Source organism: Pseudogemmatithrix spongiicola (genome assembly GCF_030623445.1).
GTDB classification, from domain to species: Bacteria; Gemmatimonadota; Gemmatimonadetes; order Gemmatimonadales; family Gemmatimonadaceae; genus Pseudogemmatithrix; species Pseudogemmatithrix spongiicola.
Map to the genome: position 1 here is coordinate 118,470 of NZ_CP130613.1, position 25,541 is coordinate 144,010.

At 67.6% G+C, this 25,541-nt stretch carries 25 protein-coding genes; 15 read left to right on the forward strand and 10 right to left on the reverse strand.

The window, feature by feature from the left end; genetic code table 11:
- Nucleotide 1: 1 nt before the first annotated feature.
- The 4 genes from Strain318_RS00595 to Strain318_RS00610 are packed head-to-tail and all read right to left on the reverse strand — an operon-like array spanning nucleotide 2 to nucleotide 4,556.
- Nucleotides 2-1,351: a BCD family MFS transporter gene (locus tag Strain318_RS00595; protein WP_367886596.1), complete on the reverse strand. Its 1,350-nt coding sequence runs from the start codon at nucleotides 1,349-1,351 to the stop codon at nucleotides 2-4.
- Entirely contained in the window at nucleotides 1,351-2,262 is a 912-nt protein-coding gene (chlG, locus tag Strain318_RS00600; protein WP_367886597.1) for a chlorophyll synthase ChlG, read from the reverse strand. Before chlG ends, Strain318_RS00595 begins: the two co-directional genes overlap by 1 nt.
- A 49-nt stretch (nucleotides 2,263-2,311) precedes the next feature.
- Nucleotides 2,312-3,742, reverse strand: coding sequence for a transcriptional regulator PpsR (gene ppsR / locus Strain318_RS00605; protein WP_367886598.1), 1,431 nt, complete (start codon nucleotides 3,740-3,742; stop codon nucleotides 2,312-2,314).
- A 43-nt stretch (nucleotides 3,743-3,785) separates the two neighbouring features.
- On the reverse strand, nucleotides 3,786-4,556 hold the full coding sequence (locus tag Strain318_RS00610; protein WP_367886599.1) for a cobalamin B12-binding domain-containing protein: 771 nt from the start codon (nucleotides 4,554-4,556) through the stop codon (nucleotides 3,786-3,788).
- A gap of 233 nt (nucleotides 4,557-4,789) precedes the next feature.
- On the opposite strand from Strain318_RS00610, the gene bchF reads away from it, so the two are divergent.
- The 14 genes from bchF (at nucleotide 4,790) to Strain318_RS00680 (ending at nucleotide 18,740) form a co-directional block, all read left to right on the forward strand.
- Nucleotides 4,790-5,290, forward strand: a complete 501-nt coding sequence (bchF, locus tag Strain318_RS00615) for a 2-vinyl bacteriochlorophyllide hydratase (RefSeq protein WP_367886600.1) — start codon at nucleotides 4,790-4,792, stop codon at nucleotides 5,288-5,290.
- A complete protein-coding gene (locus Strain318_RS00620) occupies nucleotides 5,287-6,558 on the forward strand; it encodes a ferredoxin:protochlorophyllide reductase (ATP-dependent) subunit N (protein WP_367886601.1) in 1,272 nt (423 codons plus the stop codon). Before bchF ends, Strain318_RS00620 begins: the two co-directional genes overlap by 4 nt.
- A gap of 4 nt (nucleotides 6,559-6,562) precedes the next feature.
- The gene (gene bchB / locus Strain318_RS00625; protein WP_367886602.1) at nucleotides 6,563-8,104 is read left to right on the forward strand and encodes a ferredoxin:protochlorophyllide reductase (ATP-dependent) subunit B; all 1,542 of its coding nucleotides are present in this window, start codon (nucleotides 6,563-6,565) and stop codon (nucleotides 8,102-8,104) included.
- Nucleotides 8,094-11,726 carry a magnesium chelatase subunit H gene (locus tag Strain318_RS00630; RefSeq protein WP_367886603.1) on the forward strand — a complete coding sequence of 1,211 codons (3,633 nt, stop codon included), beginning with the start codon at nucleotides 8,094-8,096 and terminating at the stop codon, nucleotides 11,724-11,726. The genes bchB and Strain318_RS00630 overlap by 11 nt, the downstream gene beginning before the upstream one ends.
- 87 nt (nucleotides 11,727-11,813) lie before the next feature.
- Entirely contained in the window at nucleotides 11,814-12,695 is an 882-nt protein-coding gene (gene bchL, locus Strain318_RS00635; protein ID WP_437436319.1) for a ferredoxin:protochlorophyllide reductase (ATP-dependent) iron-sulfur ATP-binding protein, read from the forward strand.
- A complete protein-coding gene (gene bchM / locus Strain318_RS00640) occupies nucleotides 12,695-13,441 on the forward strand; it encodes a magnesium protoporphyrin IX methyltransferase (protein WP_367886605.1) in 747 nt (248 codons plus the stop codon). The genes bchL and bchM overlap by 1 nt, the downstream gene beginning before the upstream one ends.
- Nucleotides 13,438-13,758 carry a hypothetical protein gene (locus tag Strain318_RS00645; protein ID WP_367886606.1) on the forward strand — a complete coding sequence of 107 codons (321 nt, stop codon included), beginning with the start codon at nucleotides 13,438-13,440 and terminating at the stop codon, nucleotides 13,756-13,758. The genes bchM and Strain318_RS00645 overlap by 4 nt, the downstream gene beginning before the upstream one ends.
- An 18-nt stretch (nucleotides 13,759-13,776) precedes the next feature.
- Nucleotides 13,777-14,838, forward strand: a complete 1,062-nt coding sequence (gene acsF, locus Strain318_RS00650; protein WP_367886607.1) for a magnesium-protoporphyrin IX monomethyl ester (oxidative) cyclase — start codon at nucleotides 13,777-13,779, stop codon at nucleotides 14,836-14,838.
- 10 nt (nucleotides 14,839-14,848) lie between these two features.
- The gene (locus Strain318_RS00655; protein WP_367886608.1) at nucleotides 14,849-16,297 is read left to right on the forward strand and encodes a BCD family MFS transporter; all 1,449 of its coding nucleotides are present in this window, start codon (nucleotides 14,849-14,851) and stop codon (nucleotides 16,295-16,297) included.
- 93 nt (nucleotides 16,298-16,390) lie between these two features.
- Nucleotides 16,391-16,594, forward strand: a complete 204-nt coding sequence (locus Strain318_RS00660) for a hypothetical protein (RefSeq protein WP_367886609.1) — start codon at nucleotides 16,391-16,393, stop codon at nucleotides 16,592-16,594.
- Nucleotides 16,594-17,133, forward strand: a complete 540-nt coding sequence (gene puhA, locus Strain318_RS00665; protein WP_367886610.1) for a photosynthetic reaction center subunit H — start codon at nucleotides 16,594-16,596, stop codon at nucleotides 17,131-17,133. The genes Strain318_RS00660 and puhA overlap by 1 nt, the downstream gene beginning before the upstream one ends.
- Nucleotides 17,133-17,762, forward strand: coding sequence for a photosynthetic complex putative assembly protein PuhB (gene puhB, locus Strain318_RS00670; protein ID WP_367886611.1), 630 nt, complete (start codon nucleotides 17,133-17,135; stop codon nucleotides 17,760-17,762). The genes puhA and puhB overlap by 1 nt, the downstream gene beginning before the upstream one ends.
- Nucleotides 17,759-18,265, forward strand: a complete 507-nt coding sequence (gene puhC / locus Strain318_RS00675) for a photosynthetic complex assembly protein PuhC (RefSeq protein ID WP_367887968.1) — start codon at nucleotides 17,759-17,761, stop codon at nucleotides 18,263-18,265. The genes puhB and puhC overlap by 4 nt, the downstream gene beginning before the upstream one ends.
- Before the next feature lie 34 nt (nucleotides 18,266-18,299).
- Entirely contained in the window at nucleotides 18,300-18,740 is a 441-nt protein-coding gene (locus tag Strain318_RS00680) for a YdeI/OmpD-associated family protein (protein WP_367886613.1), read from the forward strand.
- Here Strain318_RS00680 and Strain318_RS00685 read toward each other — a convergent pair.
- From Strain318_RS00685 to Strain318_RS00700, 4 genes are read right to left on the reverse strand one after another with little or no spacing between them, the layout of a single operon-like run.
- Complete coding sequence (locus Strain318_RS00685) at nucleotides 18,737-19,114, reverse strand: VOC family protein (RefSeq protein ID WP_367886614.1); 378 nt, start codon at nucleotides 19,112-19,114, stop codon at nucleotides 18,737-18,739. The two genes, Strain318_RS00680 and Strain318_RS00685, sit on opposite strands and share 4 nt — an antisense overlap.
- A 33-nt stretch (nucleotides 19,115-19,147) precedes the next feature.
- Nucleotides 19,148-20,305 (reverse strand): BamA/TamA family outer membrane protein, encoded by a 1,158-nt coding sequence (locus tag Strain318_RS00690; RefSeq protein WP_367886615.1) that lies wholly within the window; start codon nucleotides 20,303-20,305, stop codon nucleotides 19,148-19,150.
- On the reverse strand, nucleotides 20,302-21,441 hold the full coding sequence (locus Strain318_RS00695; RefSeq protein ID WP_367886616.1) for a BamA/TamA family outer membrane protein: 1,140 nt from the start codon (nucleotides 21,439-21,441) through the stop codon (nucleotides 20,302-20,304). Before Strain318_RS00695 ends, Strain318_RS00690 begins: the two co-directional genes overlap by 4 nt.
- Entirely contained in the window at nucleotides 21,441-22,544 is a 1,104-nt protein-coding gene (locus Strain318_RS00700) for a BamA/TamA family outer membrane protein (protein ID WP_367886617.1), read from the reverse strand. The genes Strain318_RS00695 and Strain318_RS00700 overlap by 1 nt, the downstream gene beginning before the upstream one ends.
- 93 nt (nucleotides 22,545-22,637) lie before the next feature.
- On the opposite strand from Strain318_RS00700, the gene Strain318_RS00705 reads away from it, so the two are divergent.
- Nucleotides 22,638-23,312 carry a hypothetical protein gene (locus Strain318_RS00705; RefSeq protein ID WP_367886618.1) on the forward strand — a complete coding sequence of 225 codons (675 nt, stop codon included), beginning with the start codon at nucleotides 22,638-22,640 and terminating at the stop codon, nucleotides 23,310-23,312.
- Here Strain318_RS00705 and Strain318_RS00710 read toward each other — a convergent pair.
- Together Strain318_RS00710 and Strain318_RS00715 are read right to left on the reverse strand one after the other, a co-directional pair.
- Entirely contained in the window at nucleotides 23,299-24,345 is a 1,047-nt protein-coding gene (locus Strain318_RS00710; RefSeq protein ID WP_367886619.1) for a phosphotransferase family protein, read from the reverse strand. The genes Strain318_RS00705 and Strain318_RS00710 overlap by 14 nt on opposite strands.
- The gene (locus tag Strain318_RS00715) at nucleotides 24,338-25,516 is read right to left on the reverse strand and encodes an acyl-CoA dehydrogenase family protein (protein WP_367886620.1); all 1,179 of its coding nucleotides are present in this window, start codon (nucleotides 25,514-25,516) and stop codon (nucleotides 24,338-24,340) included. Before Strain318_RS00715 ends, Strain318_RS00710 begins: the two co-directional genes overlap by 8 nt.
- Nucleotides 25,517-25,541 lie beyond the last annotated feature (25 nt).

Consider the following 25,541-nt stretch of genomic DNA (forward strand, 5'->3'; position numbering starts at 1 on the left):
CTTACCTCATCGCTCCAAGGATGACATCACCCGTCGCCTGCTCCCGCATCACCCGCGCCGAGACCGACGGCGTGCTCGCCAGCGCCATGAACGCCGCCACGATGAACAGCACGGCCTCGACGCCGAACACGGCCACATACCCACGCGCCGCATCGCCCATCGCGGCAATCGTGAGGTCGCTGGCGACACCGCCGCCCAACGAGCCCACGCCGTACGCGATCGCCTGCGCCGCGCCATACACGCCTAGCCGGATGCCCGTGCCGCGCGTGGTATCCGCAGCCGTCATCGCCATCATCGAGCCGATGGCACCCACGGCGAACACGCCGTTCGCCACGCCCAGCGCGAACACCGTGCCCTTGAGCAGCGCCACGCCGCCCCACCAGGGCGCGTTGGCCAACACCAGTAGCGCCACCGCCGATGCCACGCAGCCCGCCGCGGCCCACACGCGCAGCGATCCCATGCGCGCCGAGAGGATCGCCGCGCCGAGCATGCCGAGCATCACGCCGCCGTGCTGCAGGCCACCGAGCTTCGTGCTCTCGCCCGGCGTCATCGCGAACACGCGACCGGCGAAGGGTTCGAGGATCAGGTCCTGCGCGGAGTACGCGAGCATCGCCGCAAACACGAAGAACGCGAAGCGCCGAGTCACGGGGTCGCGCAGGGCGTCGAGGATCGTCGTGCGGAAGCTGGCGTCCGCCGCAACGGCCGGTTTCTCGAGAGCGGGTCGCTGCATACCCCAGGATCCCCAGGCCGCAATCGCGGCGAGGATCGCCGCGATCAGGCAGACCACCGCCGTCACCGTGATGAGGCGCGGGAACGTGAAGGGATCGAGCATCTGGCCCGACACGCCGGCCGTCACCGCGATCCCGAAGATCATCATGATCCAGAGCAGCGCCGCCGCCCCGCCGAGCTTGCGCGGCTCCACCTGTTCGGCCACGTGCGCGAGCAGCGCCGTGCCGGCCGCGCTCATGCCGACGCCGATGAGGGCGTAGGCGAAGAACGCCAGCGTGAGCCCGAGCATGAGCTGCCTGCTGGCGACGGAGACGGCCATCGCCGCGAGCGTGCCGCCCACGGCGAGCACGATGGCGCCGCCAAGGATCCATGGGGCCCGCGACGCCGAGCGATCGGAGTCGAAGCCGAACTTCGCGCGCGACATCTGGATGGCGAAGTGCAGCGCGACGAGCACGCTGGGAATTGTCGCCGGGAGCGCGAGTTCGACGACCATCACGCGGTTGAGCGTGGAGGTCATGATGGCCGCGACGGCGCCGATGGCGATCTGCGCGAGGCCGAGGCGGGCGATGCCGCCCCATTCCATGTAGGTCCGCGTGGCGGCGATGCGTGCGGTCCCCGTCATCAGAGTCCCCGCAGGGCGAAGGCCGCGACCATCATCCCGGACACATAGAACGGGACGCCGGCCGCCGAGAGGAACAGCGCACGCTGCCGCGGCGCGGCGAGGAAGCTCGCCATCATCATCGTCTGCACGACGACGAGTCCGCCGATGGCGCTCGCATGCACGGGCTTGCCCCAGCTGGCGAGCAGCAGCATCACCACGAACTGCGGCACGAGCATCAGGAGGCAGGCCACCCACGCCGCCACGTGTTCGCCGTGAGCCGCCGGGAGCGACTTGATGCCCATCTGGCGATCGCCGTCGATCGCCTTGAAGTCGTTGAGCGTCATGATGCCGTGCGTCCCGAGCGAGTAGAGCGCGGCCATCGCGAGGACCTTGCCGTTGGGAATCGCGCCGCCGAGGAGCACGATGGCGCCGGTGATCCAGGCGAGGCCTTCGTAGGTGACACCGACGGCGGCGTTGCCGACCCAGCCATTCTGCTTGAAGCGGAACGGCGGGGCGGAGTAGGCCCACGCGAACGCGAGGGCGACGGCGACGGCGACGATGCCGGCGACGCCGAGTGGAACGGCCGCGAGCAGCGAGAGCGCGGTCCAGATGATCGCGACGCGAAAGCCCCAGGTACCCGGCATGCGGCCAGACGGAATGGGGCGATGCGGTTCGTTGATTGCGTCGACGTGACGGTCGTACCAATCGTTGGCGGCCTGCGAGGTCGCGCAGACCAGCGGCCCCGTGATGAGCAGGCCGAGCGCGAGCTGCGGCCATCGATCCCCGAGCAGGACGCCCGACGAGATGGCGCCGCAGGCGAACGCCCACATCGGCGGGAACCAGGTGATCGGTTTGAGCAACTCGAGCACAGCCCCGGGCGCGGGGAGCGTCCGAGGGTGCTGTAGCTGTTCATTGACACCGATTGATGCCATGATAGCCTGACACTGGGGGGAGACAAAACCGCCGACACGGACTGAGACCTCAGCCCGCGTCGGCGGTGTCGACTTCGCCGGAGGACGACAGTCCGTGGCGACGCAACTTCACATACAAGGTCTGACGCGAAAGCCCGAGCACTTCGGCGGCGGTCGTGCGATTGTCGCCGGTGAGCTCGAGTGCGGCTTCGATGAAATGACGTTCGACGAGATCGGTCGTATCGCGCACCAGCGTCGGCAGCGACACGCGGCCGACGAGCGTGGTGAGCTCTTCCACGGCCTTCGTGAGATCGCGCGCGCCGTGCGGCACCGTCGTCACGCGACGTCCGACATCGCGCATGACGAAGCCGACGCCCGCGCCGTGCTCGGCGGGCAACGATACTGCGGAGAGTTCGATCTCGGTGGCCAGGCCCAAGTCGCCGCGAATGGAACTCGCCGCGACGCGGACCACGCCGTGCTTGCGCACGGTCGAGAGGAACACGCTCAGGTCCGCGCCCGGACGTCCCACCCAGTTGCCGAGCGAGCGACCCTTGGCCTGCTCTTCGCTCGCGAGCTGCGCGAGGTCGAGGAAGCTGCGGTTCGCCGTGAGGATGTCGCCTTCGGCGTCGGTGACGACCAATGCCTCGGGCGTGCGATCGATCAACTCGAGCAGACGCTGGCGGTGCGAGGTGTTCGCCGCCGACGGGGTCGCGTGCCGCGAGAGGCGGACGAGCAACAGCGTGAGATTGTCTTGGCGGAAGCACGACGCCGAAGCGAGGACGTCGCCGCGATCCCCGGTGAGCTTGAGCCGGACATCCGTGGCGTGGCCGGTCGTGCGCGCCGTCGCGAGCAAATCATCGACCGCCCGCACATGCTCGGCGGCGACGCCGAGCGGGAATCCCTTGCCGACCAACTTGTCGGCCGGCACGTCGAAGAGCCGCGCCGCCGCGCCCGAGGCATCGACGATGCGCATCGTGTCGGCGTCGACGACGATGATCGCGTCGGTGGAGAGCTGGAAGAGCAGGCGGTAGCGCGTCTCGACGTGGCGCAGGCGCCAGTAGTCGCGCTCCATCGCCTGCTGCGTGTCGACGAGTCGCTGCTGCAGCATCGAGATCGTGCGCAGGTCGCGCCCGACCGCGATCACCGCGCCGTTCTCGGCGCGCACCGCGTTGTAGGCCACCGGAATGTCAGCACCGGTGCGCGCCGGGTGGTTCACCTGGCGGCGTCGCGTGGTGCCGGTGGTGGCGGCTTCCTTCAATAGAAGGTCGATCTTACCGCGCGAATCGGCGGTGACCGTCTCGACCCACGGCTTGCCGACCCATTCATCGGCGCCTTCGATCGGCGGTTCGGCGCCGGAGAATGAGACATGTCGAATCACGCCATCACGGTCGACGACGAGTGCGACTTCGCTCGTGGCCGTGATGAGCTTCGCGGCCCAATCCGGCGCAAGGTCGGAGAGGGTGGGGCGGGAGGCGTCTGTGTGGCGATCGCCGGGTTCCATCGATGCTTGCCCCGATGGGAGTAATGCTCGAGAGCCCATTGCCTCAGGCAGTGAGAAGCCGCCGCGCGGCTGCAATCGCAGACGCAGCGTCGTTGGCATATCCATCGGCACCGATACGCTCGGCGAGCGATGGATCTTCGGTGATGAGGGAACCGCCGAGCATGATCCGGATGTCGCGATTGCGAGACACCTGGCGCACGCGTCGTATGTCCTGCTGCAGCTTGGCGATACGGGAAGTCACCGCCACCGAGAAGCCGATTATATGATAGTCGGTTTCTCGGACCTTGTCTAACAAAGCTTCGGACCCGAGGCCCGGGCCCACGTGAACATCCCACCCGTCCCGTACAAAAAACTCGGCCAACACGGCCAAGCCGAGGGAGTGCTGCTCGTCGGAGGCGCTGCAGAGCAGCAGCCGACCGGTCGAGCCCGGATAGACATTATCGGCCAGAAACTGATGGGAAAACTCGCGCACCAGACGTTGGATCCGGCCGGTGCCGAGGGTCACGTCATAGAAGCTGCAGTCGTCGCAGGTCCACATGTCCCCGAGCTTCCGGGCGGCCTCGGCGAAAAGCTGCTCGTAGAGCTGCTCGGCCGAGATGCCCCGATCGAGCATCTCGTTGGCGAAGGCATGGGCAGCCTGTTCGTCGTAGGAGAGCAGGATCTTGATGAAGCGGGCGACGTCGAGCTCCCCGATGTGCGGGCGCTCCTGCTGCACCGTGCCGGGCGATTCGCCGCGGTGGTGCTGTGCTCGCGTACTGCTATGGTGCCCACGGACGTGCGAGCCGCTTCCTATGGAAGCGGCCACATCAGCCATCGGCTGCGAGCGAGGTTGAGGACCTGACATCTTCGGCCTCCAGCGGAGCTGGTTGGGGGGTTACCCACGCACCACGCGTACAATGGTCGCGCTGGGGCCGTCTGCTGTCAAGAGAGCCTGACGTAAACTTCTATTGACAACCTCTGGGCCGTCTGCCAATATCTGGGTGGCGCAGGCCGTCGGTCTGCGACGTCGAGGTCTGCCAACTCCCCCCAAGTATGGAGCGGTTCGGCGTGTCAGGCAACCAAGCGTCAAGCGGTCTTTACACTCCGGAGCAGCGTGCGCGGCGCGATGCCACCAAGTGGACGCTCGTGCAGGGCATCCTCGCGCCCGTGCAGTTCCTGGTCTGCGTCATCTCCGCCGCGCTCGTGCTGCGCTTCCTCGCGACCGGCGATGGCCTGTGGATCGCCAACGCCTCCGTGCTGGTGAAGACGGCGTTGCTGCTGACCATCATGGTGACCGGTTCCATCTGGGAGAAGGTCGTCTTCGACGAATGGCTGTTCGCCAAGCCCTTCTTCTGGGAAGACGTCGTCTCGATGGGCGTCATCGCGCTGCACCTGCTGTACGTGGCGGGTCTCTTCTATAGTTGGTTCTCGCCGCAGGGCCTGATGGCGATCGCGCTGGTGGCGTACGCGGCGTACATCGTCAACGCGGTGCAGTTCATCCTCAAGCTGCGCGCCGCGCGGCTCCAGGAACGACACACGCAGGAGCGCATGCAGGAGGTGCTCGCGTGACCGGCACCGCCTTGCCTGTCGTCGACACCGGCTGCCGCGACGTGCCCGTGCTCAAGGAGCGCGGGCAGCGCGAAGTCTTCTGCGGGCTCACCGGCATCGTGTGGCTGCATCGCAAGATGCAGGATGCGTTCTTCCTCGTCGTCGGCTCGCGCACCTGCGCGCATCTCATCCAGAGCGCCGCCGGCGTGATGATCTTTGCCGAACCGCGCTTCGCCACGGCCATTCTCGGCGACCGCGACCTGGCCGGCATGGCCGACTGCAACGAAGAGCTCGACCGCGTCGTGCGGCAACTGCTCTCGCGTCGGCCGGACATCACCACGCTGTTCCTCGTCGGTTCCTGCCCCAGCGAAGTCATCAAGCTCGACCTCGCCAAGGCCTCGCAGCGCCTCGCCGTCGAGTACGTGGGCAAGGTGCGCATCCTGAGCTATTCGGGCTCGGGCATCGAGACGACCTTCACCCAAGGCGAGGACGCCTGCCTCAAGGCGATGGTCCCGGCGCTGCCGGAGACGCAGGAGCAGAACCTGCTCGTCTGCGGCACGATCGCCGACGTCGTCGAGGACCAGTTCACGCGGCTGTTCCGCGAGCTGGGCATCACGAACGTGCAGTACTTCCCGCCGCGGCGTGCGACGCAGCTGCCGCCGATCGGCCCGAACACCAAGCTGCTGCTCGCGCAGCCGTTCCTGAACGAAACCGTGCGCGCTCTCCAAGCGCGCGGTGCGACGCTCCTCTCGGCACCCTATCCCCTAGGTGTGGAAGGCACGACCGCTTGGCTCCGGACCGCGGCCGATGCCTTCGGCGTCGCACCAGAACGTCTTGCCAGCGCGATCGCCGCGCCCGCCCAACGGGCCCGCACGGCGATCGCGCGCTACAAGCCCGCGCTCGAAGGCAAGCGCATGTTCTGGTTCCCCGACTCGCAGCTCGAGATCCCGCTCGCGCGCTTCCTCGCCCGCGAACTCGGCGTCGAGAACATCGAGGTCGGCACGCCCTACCTCGACAAGCTGCTCGTCGACGCGGAGCTGGACCTGCTGCCGCGTACTGCATTGAGCGAAGGCCAAGACGTCGAGAAGCAGCTGGACCGCTGCAAGGCGGCGGCGCCCGATCTCACGGTCTGCGGGCTCGGGCTCGCGAATCCGCTGGAAGCCGAGGGGATGCGCACCAAGTGGAGCATCGAGCTGGTGTTCTCGCCCATCCATGGCTTCGACCAGGCGGGCGACCTCGCTGAACTCTTCGCGCGGCCACTGGACCGCGTCGGCCGGCTCAAGGTGTAAAGCGATGCAACTCACGCTCTGGACCTACGAGGGCCCGCCGCACGTCGGCGCGATGCGCATCGCCACGTCGATGCGCGAGGTGCACTACGTGCTGCACGCGCCGCAGGGCGACACCTACGCGGACCTGCTGTTCACGATGATCGAGCGCCGCGACAAGCGCCCGCCCGTGACGTACACGACGTTCCAGGCCCGCGACCTGGGCGGCGACACCGCGAACCTCGTGGTGAGTGCCGTGCGCGATGCCTACGAGCGCTTCAAGCCGCAGGCGCTGCTGGTCGGCGATTCCTGCACGGCCGAACTGATCCAGGATCAATCGGGCGCGCTGGCGATGGGGATGAATCTCCCCGTGCCGGTGGTGCCGCTTGAACTGCCGGCGTACTCCAAGAAGGAGAACTGGGGCGCGTCGGAGACGTTCTACCATCTCGTGCGCGCGATGGTCGGCAGCGCGAAGCGCGAGCGTCCCCAGCGGTCGGCGGGGCAGCGCCCCAAGGCCAACCTGCTGGGCCCCACGGCGCTCGGCTTCCGCAGCCGCGATGACGTGCGCGAGGTACGCGCCCTGCTCGAAAGCGTTGGCGTGGACGTGCACGTCGTCGCGCCCTGGGACGCGACGCCGGCGCAGCTGCAGTCGCTTACCGACGCGGACTTCAACATCTGCCTGTATCCGGAGATCGCCCTCACGACGGCGAGCTGGCTGCAGCGCACGCAGGGCATGCCGTTCGTGAAGACGGTGCCGATCGGCGTCGGCGCCACGCGCGACTTCCTCACCGAAGTGGGCCAGCTCGCCGGTGTCGATGTCAGCGACGCCCTCGACGCCGCGCAGAGCCGCCTGCCTTGGTACTCGCGCTCGGTGGACTCGACCTACCTCACGGGCAAGCGCGTGTTCATCTTCGCCGACGGCACGCATGCGATCGCCGCGGCGCGCATCGCCCGCGACGAACTCGGCTTCACCGTGGTCGGGCTCGGCACCTACTCGCGCGAGATGGCCCGCGACGTCCGCGAGGCCGCGCAGCAGTATGGACTCGAGGCGCTGATCAGCGACGACTACCTCGAAGTGGAAGCGGCCATCGCCGCCGCAGCGCCGGAGCTGGTGCTCGGCTCGCAGATGGAGCGCCATATCGCGAAGCGCCTCGGCGTGCCCTGCGCCGTGATCAGCGGGCCTTTCCATGTGCAGGACGTGCCGGCGCGGCACTCGCCGCAGATGGGCTGGGAAGGCGCCAACGTGATCTTCGACGCCTGGGTGCACCCGCTCATGATGGGGCTCGAGGAGCACCTGATCGGCATGTTTCGCGAGGACTTTGAGTTCGGCGAGCACGGCTCGCACCACGGCAAGGCCCCAGCCAAGCGCCAGGAGCCCGAGCCGCTGCTCGTGGCGGTGGCCGCCGGCGCGCCGGCGTGGACGGCGGACGGCGAGAAGGAGCTCAAGAAGATCCCGTTCTTCGTGCGCAAGAAGGCGCGCATGAACACGGAGAAGTTCGCCGTCGAGCGCGGCATCGCGCAGATCGGCGTGGACACGCTCTACGAGGCCAAGGCACACTATGGCAAGTAAGCGCGCGGCCGGGGCCTCGGCGGTGAACGTCCGCGTCACGATCGTGACGCTGGATGCGCACTTTGCCGATGCCTTCGGACGCGCGAAGGCGTTGCTGGCCCGCGAACTGCCGGGCCTGACGCTGAGCATGCACATCGCGGCGGACTACAGCGCCAACGAGGCGTTGGCCGAGCGCGCGCGGGCGGATATCGCGCAGGCCGACATCATCATCGCGGGGCAGCTGTTCACGGAAGAGAGCGCGGGGCCGGTGAAGGACGCCATCGCGGCGCGGCGCAAGGACTGCGACGCGGTCTGCGCGATGCTCTGCGTGAACGAGATCGTGAAGCTGACGCGGCTGGGCAAGTACTCGATGGCCGACGAAGACCGGTCCCCGAGTCCGTGGTCGCCGCTGAACATCCTGAAGAAGCTGCGCGGTTCGCGCGACGAGGGCCGCAGCGCCGGCGAGCGCCAGCTCAACGTGCTGCGCCAGCTGCCGAAGCTGCTCAAGTTCATTCCTGGCGCGGCGCAGGACCTGCGCGCCTGGCTCCTCGCGATGCAGTACTGGCTGGCGGGTTCGGACACGAACCTCGCGAACCTCGTGAAGATGCTCGTGCACCGCTATGCGGCGGGGCCGCGCGCGGTGCTCCGGGGCACGCTCGACGTGCAGGAGCCCGAGGAGTATCCGGATGTGGGCGTGTATCACCCGTCGTTGCCGGGCCGCGGGATCAGCGCCGAGCTCAAGAAGCTGCCGACGAAGGGCAAGGCGGGCACGGTTGGCGTGCTGCTCGGGCGTTCGTACCTGCTCGCCGGCAACACGGCACACTACGATGCGGTGATCCGCGCGCTGGAGTCTCGCGGCCTGACGGTGATTCCCGCCTTTGCCAGCGGTCTCGACGCGCGTGCGGCGATCCACGAGTACTTCATGGACCGCAAGCTCGCGCTGCGCGGCACGCACAAGGCGACCATCGACGCCCTGGTGTCGCTCACCGGCTTCTCGCTGGTGGGCGGACCGGCCTACAACGACGCGGGAGCCGCGCAGGCGGTGCTGACGGCGCTCGACGTGCCGTATCTCTCGCTGCAGACGCTGGAGTTCCAGACCGTCAGCGAGTGGGAGCGCGACCCGCGCGGACTGAACGCGCTGCAGGCGACGTTGCAGGTGGCGATTCCCGAGCTCGATGGCGCGATCGGCCCGCTGGTCTACGGGGGCAAGGGTGAACCGAAGGAAGGCACAGCCGCGGCGTCGGAGCCGATCGTCGGACGCGTGGATGCCGTGGCGGCCCGCGTGGCCAAGCTGGTGCAGCTGCGGCGCAGGCCGCGCAGCCAGCGCAAAGTGAGCATCGTGCTGTTCAACTTCCCGCCAAACGCCGGCAATACGGGAAGCGCCGCGTACATCGCGGTCTTCGACTCGCTGTTCAATGTGCTGCAGGCGATGCAGCGCGAAGGCTATACGGTGGACGTCCCCGAGAGCGCCGATGCGCTGCGGCAGATGATCACCGAGGGCAACGCGCAGCAGGTGGGTGCGCCGGCCAACGTGCATGCGTTGATCCGGGCCGACGACCACGTGCGCCGCGAGCCGTTCCTCCAGGAAATCGAAGCGGTGTGGGGACCGGCGCCGGGCAAGCAGCTGAGCAACGGCCGCGAGCTCTTCGTCATGGGCGCGCGGTTCGGCAACGTGTTCGTCGGCGTGCAACCGGCCTTCGGCTGGGAAGGCGATCCGATGCGCCTGCTGTTCCAGGGCAACTTCGCGCCGACGCACGCCTTCTGTGCGTTCTATCGCTGGATGCGCGAGGACTTCGGCGCGGACGTCGTGCTGCATTTCGGCACGCATGGCGCGTTGGAGTTCATGCCGGGCAAGCAGGTCGGCCTCACGGACAAGTGCTGGCCGGAGCGCCTGATCGGCGATCTGCCCAATGTGTATCTCTACGCCTCGAACAATTCGTCGGAAGGCACGATGGCCAAGCGGCGCGGTGGCGCGGCGCTGGTCAGCTATCTCACGCCGCCGATCGCGCAGGCCGGGCTCTACAAGGATCTCGCGACGCTCAAGGCCTCGCTCGATGCCTTCCGCTCGCAGGACGATCCGGACCATGCGCTGGCCGAGGTGCTGCAGGAGCAGGCGGCTGCCCTCGACCTCTGCAAGCTCGAGCCGAAGTGGAACGGCGACACTGGCGAACGCGTCGCGGATGTTCGGGCGCGGCTGCTGGAGCTCGAGTATTCGCTGATCCCGATGGGTCTCCACGTAGTCGGCGAGGGCATGCCCGAGCAGGCGCGCCGCGACACGATCAAGGCGATCCGCGATTCGATGCCCGATGGCTTCTCGGATGCCGAGGCGACGGAGCTCGATCGCTTGCTTGCCGAGGACCATGAGATTCCTGGCATCCTGCGGGCACTGGATGCGCGCTATGTGCCGCCCGCACCGGGCGGCGACATCGTGCGCACGCCGAAGATCGTGCCGACGGGCCGCAACCTGTACGGCTTCGATCCCTACAAGGTGCCGAGCGCCTATGCGTTGATCGACGGCCGCAAGCGTGCGGACTTGCTGCTGGCGCGTCATGTGGCCGATGGGCACGCGCTGCCGGAGACGGTGGCCTTCGTGCTCTGGGGTACGGACAACATGAAGACGGAAGGCGCGCCGATCGCGCAGGTGCTGGCGCTCATGGGTGCCGCCCCGCGCTTCGATGCGGTTGGACGGCTCGCGGGCGCCCGACTCCTTCCGCTCGAGTCGCTGGGCCGTCCGCGCATCGATGTCGTTTGCACGCTCTCCGGCATCTTCCGCGACCTGCTGCCGCTCCAGACCAAGTTGATCGCCGAAGCGGCGCTGCTGGCCTCGCAGGCCGACGAGCCCATCGAAGGCAACTACATCAAGAAGCACACGCTGGAGCACATGCAGTCGCTCGGGCTCTCGCTCGACGAAGCGGCGCTGCGCGTGTTCTCCAATGCCGACGGCGCCTACGGATCGAACGTCAACCTCTTGGTCGAGACCGGCCAGTGGCAGCAGGAAGACGAGCTCGCCGAGCAGTTCGTGCAACGCAAGAGCTTTGCCTACGGCGTGAAGGCCGGCGTGAAGGCGATGCCCGCGCTCATGCAGCGCGCGCTCGGCGGTGCCGACGTCGCGTTCCAGAATCTCGACTCCGTCGAGCTCGGTGCGACGGACATCGACCAATACGTGGAGTCGCTGGGCGGCATGAACCGCGTGATCACACGCGCCAAGGGCGCCGAGGTGCCGGTGTACCTCGGCGACCACACGGGCAAGGACGGCCGCGTGCGCACGCTGGGCGAGCAGGTCGCGCTCGAGACGCGGACGCGCATGCTGAACCCCAAGTGGTACGAGGCCCAGTTGCAGCAGGGCTACGAGGGCGCGCGCAACATCGCCGGCCACGTGGCGACGACGCTGGGCTGGAGCGCCACGGCGGGGAACGTGCCGCAGTGGGTCTATACGGACATCACGAACACCTTCGTGCTCGATCCCGCGATGCGGGAGCGGCTGGCGAAGGCGAATCCGAATGCGGCGGTGGGCATGACCCAGCGCCTGATGGAAGCGCATGACCGAGGCTACTGGCAGCCGAGCGAGGAGATGCTCGCCAAGCTGCGGGAGGCGTCGGAGGACTTGGAGGACCGGCTCGAGGGCGTCAGCGCGGTGGCGTAGTGGCCTGGTGTTGCCAGGGACTGCGCAGCGGGACGGACCCGGTGCGAGACGGAACGCAGTGAACGGAGCGTGGACGTGGCTGGAACGATGCGATTGCCGGTGTTACCGACCCGGGAGGACGGCGAGGGCTCGCTGCAGGTGCACGATGATCAGAAGATCACGGGCGCCCAGGTGTTTGCGGTCTATGGAAAGGGCGGCATCGGGAAATCGACGACCTCGTCGAACCTGAGCGCGGCATTCAGCAAGCTGGGCAAGCGCGTGCTGCAGATCGGATGCGACCCCAAGCACGACAGCACCTTCACGCTCACCAAGAAGATGGTGCCGACGGTGATCGACGTGCTCGAGACCGTGGACTTCCACTCGGAAGAGCTGCGTCCCGAGGACTTCGTGTACATCGGCTACGGCGGCGTGCAGTGCGTGGAGGCGGGCGGGCCGCCGGCGGGCACGGGCTGCGGCGGCTACGTGGTGGGCCAGACGGTGAAGCTCCTCAAGGAGCATCACCTGCTGGAAGACACCGACGTCGTGATCTTCGACGTGCTCGGCGACGTGGTCTGCGGCGGCTTCGCCGCGCCGCTGCAGCATGCGCAGCGCGCGCTGATCGTGACGGCCAATGACTTCGACTCGATCTTCGCGATGAACCGCATCATGGCGGCCATCCTCGCGAAGTCCAAGAACTATGCGGTGCGCCTCGGCGGCGTGATCGCGAACCGCAGCGCGGACACCGACCAGATCGACCGCTTCAACGGCGCGTCGGGCATGTCGCTGAGCGGGCGCTTCCCGGACCTCGACGCGATCCGTCGCAGCCGGCTCAAGAAGTGCACGATCTTCGAGATGGACGAGACGCCGGAAGTGAAGCTGGTGCAGGAGGAGTACATGCGCATCGCGGCGACGCTGGCCGCCGGCGTGCCGGCGCAGCCGGGCACGCCGCTGCGCGACCGCGAGATCTTCGACCTGCTGGGCTACGATTGATGCCGGGCACTCCCTCCACGCCGCCGACCGCCGCCCTCCCGGGCGGCTACGCGCGCACGCGTGCGTGGCTGCACGAGTATTTCGACCGCCAGGCGGCGAAGTCCTGGGAGACGCTGACCTCGGACGCGCCGGTGAGCGGTATCCGCGCGACCGTGCGCGCCGGGCGCGATCGCATGCGCACGCTGATGCTCTCGTGGCTGCCGACCAACCTGTCCGGGGTGCGCGTGCTCGACGCCGGCTGCGGGACGGGCGCGGCGAGCATCGAGTTGGCGCGGCGCGGCGCCGAGGTCGTGGCCATCGACCTCTCGCCGACGCTGGTGGATGTCGCGCGGCAGCGGGCGGCCCAGAGCACGCTGCGCGGCAGCATCGACTTCCGCGCCGGCGACATGCTCGACGCGGCGCTCGGCGAGTTCGACTACGTGTTCGCGATGGACTCGCTCATCCACTACGAGCTCGCCGACGCGGTCGCCGCGGTCAGCGCCTTGGCTCCGCGCGTGCGCCAGGGCTTCGTCTTCACCTTCGCCCCGCGCACGCCGCTGCTCGCGACCATGCATGCCGTGGGCAAGTGGTTCCCGCGCGCCGATCGCGCGCCGCAGATCGTGCCGACCGCGGAGCAGGCGCTGCGCGACGCATTGCAGCAGGCGCTGCCCGGCTTCACGGCCGGGCGGACGCAGCAGGTGAAGAGTTCGTTCTACACCTCGCAGGCGATGGAACTGCAGTCCACCCCCCGGAGGATCTCGCCATGATGTCCTGGATTGTCCTCTCAGCCGCCGTAATCGGCGCCTGGGCGCTGTACCGACGCACGCGCGTGGTTCCCTGCACGATCGACCTCGAGTCGCATCCGACGCACCTGCATGCCCATGTCGAGCTCAAGGGCTACGACGTGCATGAGGGCGATGAGGTGCTGGTGCACAACGCGCCGAATCGCGTGAAGCTCGTCGAGAAGCGGGTGCTCGAGTCCACGGCGACGGTCAAGCAGGCGAGCTGGCCGCGTCGAGTGCTCGTGCGCGTGCTCGGGACCAGCGGCATCACCGAGCTGTACGAAGTCGGATTCGAGGGCTGAGCCATGTACGAAGCGACGATGAAGCCCCCCATGAAGGAAGTGAACGAGTCGACGAAGGCCGCGACCGAGGACGCCGTCCTCAACCCGCGCTTCTATACGACGGACTTCGCCGAGATGGACCGCCTGGACGTCTCCGCCCTGCGCAAGGACTGGGACGAGCTGGTGGACGAGTTCCGCCGCGACCCGAACAAGAACCACTTCAAGCGCAACGAGGAGTTCGAGGCCCTGGACTTCACGGGCTGGAGCCCGGAGCTCAAGACGGCGTTCATCGAGTTCCTCGTGAGCTCGGTGACGGCGGAGTTCTCCGGCTGCATCCTCTACGCCGAGATCAAGAAGCGCGTGAAGAACCAGGACATCCGCGACCTCTTCGGCTTCATGAGCCGCGACGAGGGCCGGCACGCCGGGTTCATCAACCACACGCTGGCCGACTTCAACGTGGCCGTGGACCTCTCGTTCCTGACCAAGGCCAAGAAGTACACGTACTTCAAGCCCAAGTACATCTACTACGCCACGTACCTGTCGGAGAAGATCGGCTACGCGCGCTACATCACGATCTTCCGCCAGCTGGAGAAGCATCCGGAGTACCGCTTCCATCCGATCTTCAAGTGGTTCGAGAACTGGTGCCACGACGAGTTCCGCCACGGCGAGGCCTTCGCGGTGCTGATGCGGGCCAATCCGCAGTTCCTGCAGGGCGGCAACAAGATCTGGATCCGCTTCTTCCTGCTCGCCGTGTTCGCGACGATGTACGTGCGCGACCATGCGCGCCGCGGGTTCTTCGAGTCGCTGGGCTTCGACGTGGATGACTTCGACCGCCGCGTCATCAAGCTCACGAACGAGATCAGCCAGCAGTGCTTCCCGGTGACCATCGACACGGACAACCCGAAGTTCTGGGCCCTGCTCGAGACGATGAACCAGAACATGCAGGCCATCGAGCGCGGCAACAAAGCCGGCGGCCTCGGCGGCTGGCTCACGAGCACGGGCGCCAAGCTCAGCAACGGCTGGACCTTCCTGCGGCTCATGCTGCTGCCGGCGGTGCACAAGCCGCTGCCCGCCAACTTCCGGCTCGAGCCGGTGTGGTAAGGGGTATGCGATGAGCGCCGCGCCGTCAATCATCACGCGGACGATCCAGCAATTGGGTCCGCGCTTCATGCCGTTCGCGGACATCGCGACGGATGACGTGCCGCTGTCGCGCTTCCTGCGGCTGAGCCTGTTCCAGCTCACCGTGGGCATGGCGACGACGCTGTTCTATGGCACGCTGAACCGCGTGATGATTCTCGAGCTGGGCGTGCCGGCGACGCTGGTGGCGGCGTTCATCGCGATCCCGTTGTTGGTGGCACCGTTCCGGGCGCTCATCGGCTTCAAGTCGGATACATACCGCAACGTGCTGGGCTGGCGGCGCGTGCCGTTCATCTGGTTCGGCACGCTGGCCATGTTCGGCGGGTTGGCCATCATGCCGTTCGCGCTGATCGTGCTGAGCGGCGAACAGATCTGGGGCGGTCGCTGGATCCCGTTGGCGGGTTCCGCCTTGGCGTTCTTCTTGGTTGGCGCCGGCGCGCACACCGTGCAGACCAGCGGTCTGGCGTTGGCCACCGACCTCTCTACGGAAGAGAAGCGCCCGCGCGTCATCGCCCTCATGTACGTGATGATGCTCCTGGGCGCGCTCATCTCGGCGTTCGTGCTCGGCGGCCTGCTGCAGGACTTCACCAGCATCAAGCTGATCCAGGTCATCCAGGGTGCGGCGCTGTTCACGCTGGTGATCAACACGATCTCGCTGTGGAAACAGGAGGCACGGCGCCGCGGCGTCGTGCCGTACGCCAAGGGCGAACGCCGGCCGTTGTTCCTCGATGCTTGGCGTGCGTTCCTCAAGGGCGGCAACGCCATCCGCTTGTTGGTCGCGACGGGCCTCGGCTTCTTCGCCTTCAACATGCAGGACGTGCTGCTCGAACCGTACGGCGGCGAGATCCTCGGATGGACCGTGGGGCAGACCACCTCGTTGACGGGCCTTACGGCCGCTGGCGCCATCGTCGCGTTCCTCTGGGCGGCGCGGATGATGGAGCGCGGCTCCGACGCCGTGCGCGTCGCGGCCCTCGGCTGCTTCCTCGGCGTGATGAGCTTCTGCGCCGTGATCTTCGCCTCGCCGCTGCAGAGTTCGACGATGTTCGCGGGCGGGGCGTTCCTGATGGGTATGGGCGAAGGCCTGTTCGCCGTGGGGACGCTGAGTGCGGCGATGGGGCTGCGCGATGCCACGCAGCACGGCATCGCGCTGGGGGCTTGGGGCGCGGTGTTCGCCAGCTCCGAGGGACTGTCGATGTTCGGCGCCGGCGTGATCCGCGACTGGGTGGTGCGGGGCATCGCCGATGGTCGCATCACGGGGGCGATGGCGGATCCCAGTGTGCCGTACAGCGTGGTTTATCACATCGAAACCTTGCTGTTGTTCGCGACGCTGGTGGCCTTGGGGCCGCTGGTGCGGTTGGTGCGAGCGGGCGCGATTGCGCGGGAGACGGGGAAGGAGTTTGGGTTGGCGGAGTTGCCGGCTTGAACTGCAGTTACGAGTTGGAAGTTGTGAGTTGGAAGTGGAACGACGATGCGGACGGTTGGTTCTTGCTGGTTACTTGAACGGGGGGAGGGAGTGATGGAGTACATCGATGGAGCACAGATCGCCCTGTACGCATTCTGGGCGTTCTTCCTCGGCCTGGTGTTCTACCTGCGGCGCGAGGACAAGCGCGAGGGCTATCCGCTCGACTCGCCGCAAGGCAAGCGTGAGGGTTGGCCGACGGTGCCGCCCAAGAAGGAGTACCTGCACGTCACCAACCACGTGGACGGAGGGTCGCACTGATGTCGGAACTCAAGGCTACGCCGGTGGACCACTACAACGGCTCGCCGTTGGTGCCGACCGGCAACCCGATGATCGACGGCGTGGGTCCTGCCGCGTGGGCGAATCGCGCTGATGTCGCCGACCTCACGGTGCGTGGCGAGCCGAAGATCGTGCCGATGCGCGTCGCGCCCGGCTATACGATCGCCGCGGGCGATCCCGATCCGCGCGGACTCCCCGTGAAGGCCTGCGACGGCAACATCGCCGGCACGATCGTGGACCTCTGGGTGAATCGCTCCGAACCGCAGGTGAGCTTCTATGAAGTGCAGCTCACGAGCGGCGCGCGCAAGCTGCTGCCGGCCGCGCTGGTGCAGTGGCCGCACTTCGGGCTCTGGGGCAACGACCACGTGATCGTGAAGGCGATCACCGCCGCGCAGTTCGCGGACGTCCCGACCACGAAGCGCGATGACCGCATCACGCTGCTGGAAGAGGACAAGATCATGGCGTACTACGCAGGCGGCCACCTGTACGCGACGCCGTCGCGTGCGGAGCCGATCATCTGATGACCGCAACGGCCCTCCCCCCCGGGGTGTCGGACGCTGTGCGCGACCTCCCGCGCGCGCGGCTCCGCGGTGTCAATGAGCCCCTGCCGCCGGGCGAGCGCGTGCTGTGGGAAGGCGCGCCCGATGCCCGTGCCGTGGCGCGGCACCTGTTCTTCGTTCGACCCCTGGCGGCGTACCTCGCCGTCATGGTGCTCTGGTGGGTCGGGGTGAACCGCGCCGAGATCGGCACGGCGAGCTTCTGGGCCACGCTCGGCACGCAGTTGCTGCTCTCGGGCGGCCTGCTCTTCGGCGCCTGGTGGTTCGCGCGGGCGATTGCCGGCGGTACGACCTACGCGATCACGGACAAGCGCATCGTGATGCGCTTCGGCGTGGTGTTCCCGCTCACGATCAACGTACCGCTGCACTACGTGCAGGGCGCGAGTGCGCGGCAGTTCCCCGATCGCACGGGCCAGATTGCCGTGAAGTTGGGCACGAAGGAGAAACTGGCGTGGATCGTCCTGTTCCCGCACGTGCGGCCGTGGACGTTCAACAATCCGGAGCCGCTGCTGCGCGGCCTCAAGGATCCGGTGAAGGTCGGCGAGATCCTGCGTGAGGCCGTGATGGCGGTGCCCGCGAAGGAGTCCGCATGAGCGCCGAGATCCATTTCGAGCCGGAACCCGGTTCGACGTCGGCGATGCCGAACATCACGCCGCCGAAGCCTGCGTTGCGGGTGGCGGTGGCGATGGTCGCGTTGACGTTCACCATGGCCTTCCTGGCGTCGCAGTTCGGCATCTTCAAGTCGCCGGACATCTATGAGAACCCCGTGGCGCAGCGCGCGCTGAGCTTCGCCGATGCGGCGGACGGCGGCATCCTCGTGCGCGATGGCGCAACGGGCGAGACGGCGCTGACGCTTCCTGCCGGCACAAACGGATTCCTGCGTGGCGCCCTGCGTGCGATGGCCGACCGGCGCCGCGTGGCGCAGAAGTCGCCGGACGCGCCCTTCCTGCTCACCGCCTGGGGCGATGGTCGCGTGACGATCGAGGATCCCGAGACGCGCGAGCGCATTGCCGTGAGTTCGTTCGGTCCCACGCAGGTGAAGAGCTTCGTCGCCTTGCTCGACAAGGACGGTACGATGTTCGCCGGCCCGCCGTGATCCTGCTGCGGGGCGGGCCGTAATCCCGCCCCCGATGCCGCCTCCCGAAGATTCGGTCGAGGTGACCACGCTCGCCGAATGGCGGGGGTGGCTGCAGGCGAACCATACGCGCCGCGCCAGTGTGTGGGTGGTCACGTACAAGAATGGCGCGAGTCGCCCCCACGTCGCCTATGACGATCTCGTCAGCGAGGCGCTCTGCTGGGGCTGGATCGATTCGCTGCCGCGCAAGTTGGACGCCGAGCGCACGATGCTGCGCTTCTCCCCGCGGTCGAAGAACACGGGCTGGTCCGCGCTCAACAAGCAGCGCGCCGAGCAGATGATCAAGGCCAAACGCATGCAGCCGGCCGGACTCGCGAAGATTGCGGCGGCGAAGGCCGACGGGTCATGGACGCGGCTCGACGCCGGCGAGGCCACGCGTGCCGCGAACGACAAGCGCGCCGCGAAGGGCAAGCGCGCCGCCTGGTGGCGCGACTAGAGCGGCCTCGACTCCGAGAGGCCGATGACGTTGCCTTCGGGATCGCGGCAGAAGGCCATCCACAGTTCATGCGTCGCGGTCTTGCCCACGAGATGGGGCTCGTCGTCGAAGGGCACGCCGCGGACCTTGAGCGCGGCATACGCCGCGGCGCAGTCGGCGACCTCGAAATAGAGAATCGAGTTCTTGTGGTCGAACTCCGCGCTGCTGGGCTTCGTCAACATGAGCCGCACGCCACCGGCGTCGAAGAACGCCATGCCGGCCATCGCGAACTGCAGCGTGAGGCCGAGCCCGTCGCGGTAGAAGGGGACCGCGCGCTCGACGTCGTGCTGGACGAGGGCGATCTGCTGGATCTTGCTGAGTCGGATCTCGGTCATGGGGCGCTCGCCGCGAGGGGTGCCCCAAAGATGCTAGAAGGCTTCTTGGAGGGCGAGCAGCAGCACGGGCTTCTGGTCGCTGTTGAAGGCGACGTCGAGACGCAGCGTATTGCGGGTCTCGGGATCAATCCGGTAGCGCAGGCCCACGCCGGCGGCGATGAAGGGGCCGAAATTCGGGTTCCCGCGGTTATAGTGCACGCTCGAGATGGAGCCGAACAGGGTGCTGCCGAGTCGATTGCGCATCCACTGCGTGGGTCCGCGCCATTCGCCCTCCAGACTGACGGCCAGATCCCCGGGCGCGCGGCCGGGCGCGAAGCCACGGCCGATGCGACAGAAGCCGGCGGATTCGAACTCGGGGAGCAACTCGCTGTCGAGACCGACAAACATCTGCCCGGCAAGCACGGCGCCCGAGGCAAGGCTCCGGTAGCCGCGAAGTTCGGCACGCGCGCTGTAGTAGCGCTCCGAATCCGGGTTACCAAAGGAGATTGAGCTCGCACGCACGGAAAGATCGAGCACACGGCCGCGACTTGGCGCGAAGATGTTGTCCCGCGTGTCTGTCACGCTGCCGAGGCGGGCCGAGAGCGCTTGATACTCCGGCGTGACACCACCGCCACCGATGCCGACGCTCAAGTCGTCCGGGCGCCGAATGACAGTCGTCACGCCGTTCGGCGGAATTTGCAGATGCAGCGGTGCGCCGCAGGGACCGGTGGTATCGCAGGGCGTCCATGGAATGCCGCCAATCGGAAAACTGTACGAGCCGTCGCCCTCACTCTCGTGCAGTCCCACACCGAAGTACGTCCACGTCCGCTCCGTGCGCCGCCACTGCTGCGTGAGGTCGATGCCGTGCCGACGCGGCATCAGGCGCGCGTCCGAGTCGAAGAAGACGATTGGCTCCTTCGACACGAATGCGTGCACGGCCGTGCGACGCTGATTTCCGGCCGTCCAGCGATCGTACGTACCACCGAGGTACCAGCCGTCATTCGCGGACTGGCGGTACTCGGCGATCATGACCGTCGGACGCGTGCCGAGCGTATCGACGGCTTGTCGGACACCCTGCACGGCGACGCCGAGTACATGGCCGGATTCGTAGCCGGTGCTGCCCAGAGGGAGCACGACACTCTTGACCTGTGCGGATGCAACCAACGGTCCGATTGCCAGGACGCCGACGCAGACGCGCACGAACGTGTTCAAAATGCCTCCTGCAGCGCGAGGTGGAGGCCGCTCCTCGGCCTACTATAGCGGTCGACGATGAACGACACCGCGTAGTCGAGACGAAGCGTCGTCCGCGTGTCGGCATTCAGGCGATACCGCAGGCCGGCCCCCGCCCCGAAGAGTGTCGCCGATGTGCCGGCGCGCTGCCAATGCGAACCGCTGACGGATCCGAACGCCGCCGCACCCAAGCGGTTGCGCATCCACCGCTTCGGACCGCGCCACTCCGCCTGCGCAAACAGCAACAGCTGGTCGCGGTATCCGCCGGCATAGTAACGCCCCATGGGGAGGTCAAACGATTCGTCGATCGGAATGGGGTTCCACTTCTCGCTGTCGAGGCCGAACAGCCCTTGCAGTGCCCACACGCCGCCGGCCGCATCTGGACGATAGACGCGCGCATCCAGCCGCACCGAGTATGATTCCTCATCCCATTCGTCGCGGCCATAGCGATGCGCGTGCACGGCGAAATCGACGTACCGACCCCATTCCGGCGCGAAGATGTTGTCTCGGGTGTCGCGCAGCCAGCCAGCGCGCGCCGTGAGCGCGGTGAATCGCTCAGTCCCCGGTACCCAGAAGGACCCGACAGTCGACAACGCATCATGTCCCGTCGCGGCGGCACAGTTCCCGGCGGAATCGCAGAACGGACCGCCCCAGGGCCGGTACGGGTCCGTCCCTCCGCTGCTCTTCCGGCCACCGAGGCCTGCGTACAGCCAGGTGCCCGCTCCGCGCCGCCAGTGCTGCCGCAGCTCCCAGCCCACGCGCTCGGGCTGGAACTCGAAGTCATCGAACACCTCGATCGTGAGCCGCGAGACGTACGCACTCGCCGTGAGCCGCCGCCGATTGCCCGGTTGCCACTTGTCGAGCGCAAACGACGCGCGCCATCCGCCGTCAACGCCCGCCCCGACATCCGCCACGACACTACTCGGCCGCGTGCCAAGGCTGTCGCTCGCTAACGTGACGCGCAGCAGGGCAGCCCCCACCGACTGTACGCGATCGGGAATCACCAGCGCGGTCGGCACGACGACCGAGGTCGTCTGCGCCAGTGCACGCGGTTGCGGAACCGCACTGGTGGCCAGCAGCGCGAGTCCCAGGCGGGGCAGCGCGTGGATCGTGTGCATCAAAACGCCTCGTTGAACGCCACGTACAACCCCGAGTTGCCCTTCCGCCCGACCCCGAAGTCGATGCGCACCGCCGACCGCGTGCGCGCATCGAGGCGGAACCGGATGCCGCCGCCCACGCTCGGGAAGAACGTGCCGCCTTCATCGAAGTCGAACTCGCTGTCGAGCTGCGCCCCACCGCCAAACAGCGCGAACCCGAGCCGCTCGCGCAGCAGCGGCGTCGCATACCGCCACTCCGCCTGCGCGCCGAGCAGGAAGTCGGCGCGCAGCCGCCCCATCTCGTAGCCACGAAGCATGGTGTTGCTGCCCATCACGACTTGCTGATCGAGCGGCGCATACGGATCTGCGTTGATGAGCAAGCCTTGCACCGCGATCGTGTGGCGACCGCGCGTGCGGTAGCCACGGGCATCGGCCCGGAAGCGGAAATAGAGGTCGCTGTCCGGACGGTCGCGCTCTCGCGTGCTCATGCCGGTCAGCGATAGGTCAATGAACCGTCCCGTCGTCGGTGCGAACAGGAAATCGCGAGTATCGCGCGTGCGCGCAGCAGTCACGAGCAGCGTCGTGTGCCGTATGGCCGGCGCAGGGGCGCAATCCACGACAAACGTAGAATCGCCGCCCGTGCACCAGCCGAGATCCTGTTCCGGCGTCGTATTGAGCACCAGCCGCGCCCCGAGGCTATTCCACACCGCCGTACGTCCCTTGCGACTCGCCGTCACCCAGAACTCGGCGCTGCGGTTGTCGATCGTCTGCCGCGGCCCCTGAGCGTCCACCGAGTAGCCGTAGAACGGCAGGGGATACAGCGCGACGATCGCTCCCCACTGCCGCCGTTTGGCGTTCCCCGCCGTCCACTTGTCCGACTCGATGAACGCGCGGAACTGGTCCTTCTGCGTGAACACGATGTTGCCCATCCGACTGCTGGGCCGCGTGCCGAGCGTATCCTCCGGCTGCCAGGTGCGCAGGTACGCCACCCCGAGTTGCAGGCCGGTCTCCGGCGCGCTGCCGATGAACGGCAGCACCGCGGCCTTCTTCTCCTGGGCCGCGAGCGGCAGCGCCATCCCAAGGGCGCAGAGGAGTCGGACTGCGCCCAGCAAGAGTCGTCGCATGCCATCATCTCTCACCCTCGCAGGGTGGGGGCGCAATAGGCCTAGCACCTCTGCAGTTGGCATGGCGAGAGGCCTAGGGCGAGATTCCTTCCTATGACTGACCGCCGGTATTCCGACGACGAGGTCGCAGAGATCTTTCGCCGCGCCACCGTGCTGCGCCCCGAGTCACGGGTGCCGCTGGCAGCGTCCGATGGCATGACGCTCGCCCAACTCGAGGCGATCGCCCAGGAAGCTGGCATCGAACCCTCGCGTATCGCCGCGGCGGCGCGGGAGCTCGATGCCCCGTCGGCCGCCCCGCGTCGCGCGGTCGGGGTGCCGATCAGCGTCTCGCGTAGCGTCGAGCTGCCACGCAATCTCACCGAGCGCGAGTGGGAGTTCCTGGTCACGCGGCTTCGCGAGACCTTCGATGCCACCGGGAAGCTCGAGACGCACGGCTCGCTCCGTACCTGGTCCAACGGCAACCTGCGCGTGATGCTCGAACCCGGCATGAACGGGCATCGCGTGCGCTTCACGTCGCTCAACGCGGGACTCCGTGTCCGCCTCGTCGCGGGCAGCCTCACGGCGGGCTTCGGGCTTACGGTGACGCTGGTCGCGTCCTTCGTCAGCGCCGATGCAGGCTGGGCGGCCTTCGGCAGCTCGGGCATCGTCGGCGTCGTCGGGCTCGTCATCGCGGCCGTGGCCGGCGGCGCCAGCAAGAAATGGCGGGGTGAACGTCGGCAGCAGTTCGACACCCTCGCCGCAGAGCTCGAGCGCCTTACCCGCGGCTGACGACACTCCCGCCGAACTCGCCGAGCAGCTGCACGACGTCACCCAAGCCGGCGAAGCGCTCGTCCTTGGTGAGCCCCTTCCGGTAGCGCGCGTAGATCTGCTGCGCGATCACCGCGACCTTGAACACGCCGAAGGCGTGATACCACGTGGCCGGCCGTTGCATGCGCCCGCTCTTCTTGAGATAGCGCTCCCAGAGCTCGCTGCGCGTGAGGTTGCCGGGCAACGCGGTGATGCCGAGCCCGAGTGACTTGAACGCGGGATGGTCGCCGGCCTCGATCCAATACGCGAGTGAGGTGCCGACATCGAGCAGCGGATCGCCCAGCGTCGCCATCTCCCAATCCAGCACGGCAACGATCTTCCCGGGCTGCTTGGCATCGAGCACGAGGTTGTCGTACTTGAAGTCGTTGTGGATGAGACAGGCCCCGCTCTCGCTCGGCTGATGCTCGGCAAGCCAACTCGCCAACTGCTCGATGCTCGCCACGTCATCCGTGCGCGATTTCTGCCAGCGCTCCGTCCAGCCGTCGATCTGTCGCGACACGTAGCCCATCGGCCGACCGAGTCCACCGATTACCGGATCTGACGGCGTCGCGCCGTGGATCGCGATGAGCGTGTCGAGGAAGCGCTCGCCGAGCTGCGCGAAGGCAGCCGCATCGTAGCCCGGCGGCGCCTTCGACCCGCGCAGGATCACGCCGCGCACGCGCTCCATCACGTAGAACGGCACGCCGATCACCGACGGATCGTCGCAGCCGGCAATCACGCGTGGCGCGGGAATTCCCCGTAGCTCGCACACCGAGAGAATGCGCGCCTCGCGGCCCATGTCGTGCGCCGAGCCCGCCGCGATTCCCTTAGGCGGGCGCCGCAGCACGCACTCTCCGTTCGTAGTCTTCAGCAGGTAGGTGAGATTCGAGAACCCGCCGGGAAACTGTTCTACGCCTGTGACGCGCCCGACCGTCGGCGCCTCAGCGGCTAGCCATGCGTTCAACGCATCGAGCGGAAGTTCCTCGCCGGCGCGCACGGGCACGGACTCAGCCATGACGCTTCATCCCCGCGGCGCCGAGGATGCGCTTCGCCACGGCGCTCTTGTGGACTTCATCCGGTCCGTCGTAGATCCGCGCGCCACGCTCATGCCGGTACCAGTAAGCCAACGGTGTGTCGTCGGTCATGCCAAGCGCGCCGTGCACCTGGATGGCGCGGTCGAGCACGCGCTGCAGCACACCGGCTACGTGGAACTTGATGAGCGAGATGCCATCTCGCGCCGCGTGGGCGCCGTCGCGCTCGATGCGGGACGCGACATCGAGTACCAAGAGCTTGGCCGCATCGATCTCCGCCCGACACTCGGCGATCCAGTGCTGCACCGCCTGCTGCTGCCCCAGCACCTCGCCCGGCGCGATCTCCCGCGTCGCGGCGCGCTGCACCATCATGCGGAACGCCCGCTCGCTGATGCCCAACCAGCGCATACAGTGATGGATGCGACCGGGCCCCAAGCGTTCCTGCGCCAGCGCGAAGCCTGCGCCTTCATCGCCGATGCGGTTCGTGACCGGCACGCGCACGCCCTCGAAGCGCAGCTCCGCGTGGCTCGCATAATCGCTGCCTTGCTCGCCCATCACGGGGATGTTGCGCACGAACACCACGCCCGGCGCATCCATGGGCACGATGATCTGGCTCGCGCGCTTGTGCGGCGGGGCGTCAGGGTCGGTCACGGCCATGACGATCGTGAATGCCGCGCCGTCGGCGCTCGATGTGAACCACTTGTGGCCCGTGATTACGTACTCGCCTCCCTCGCGCACCGCCCGGGTGTCCATCCACACGGGATTCGAACCGGCAAACTCCGGCTCGGTCATCGCGAAGCAGCTGCGGATCTCGCCGCGGGCCAGCGGTTCGAACCACTTCGCCTTCTGCTCAGCGCTGCCGTGCGTCAGCAGCAGCTCCTGGTTGCCGATATCGGGGGCGTTGCAGTTGAACAGGTAATGGCCGATGGGGCTTTCGCCGAGTACCGCGCTGATTTCGGCGAACTCGGGGAGGGAGAGGCCGAGGCCGCCGTGAGACTTGGGGAGATGAGGGGCCCAGAGGTGCTCGCGCTTCGCTTGCTCGCGGAGCTTGGCGAGCTGCGGGACGAGGTCGCGGAAGGGCTTGCTCAAGAACTCGCGCTCAAGGGGATGAGCGTGAGTTTCGAGGAAGGTGCGGTACTGGGAGGGGAGAGGCATAACGGCAGCTGGAAGCTCTAAGCTG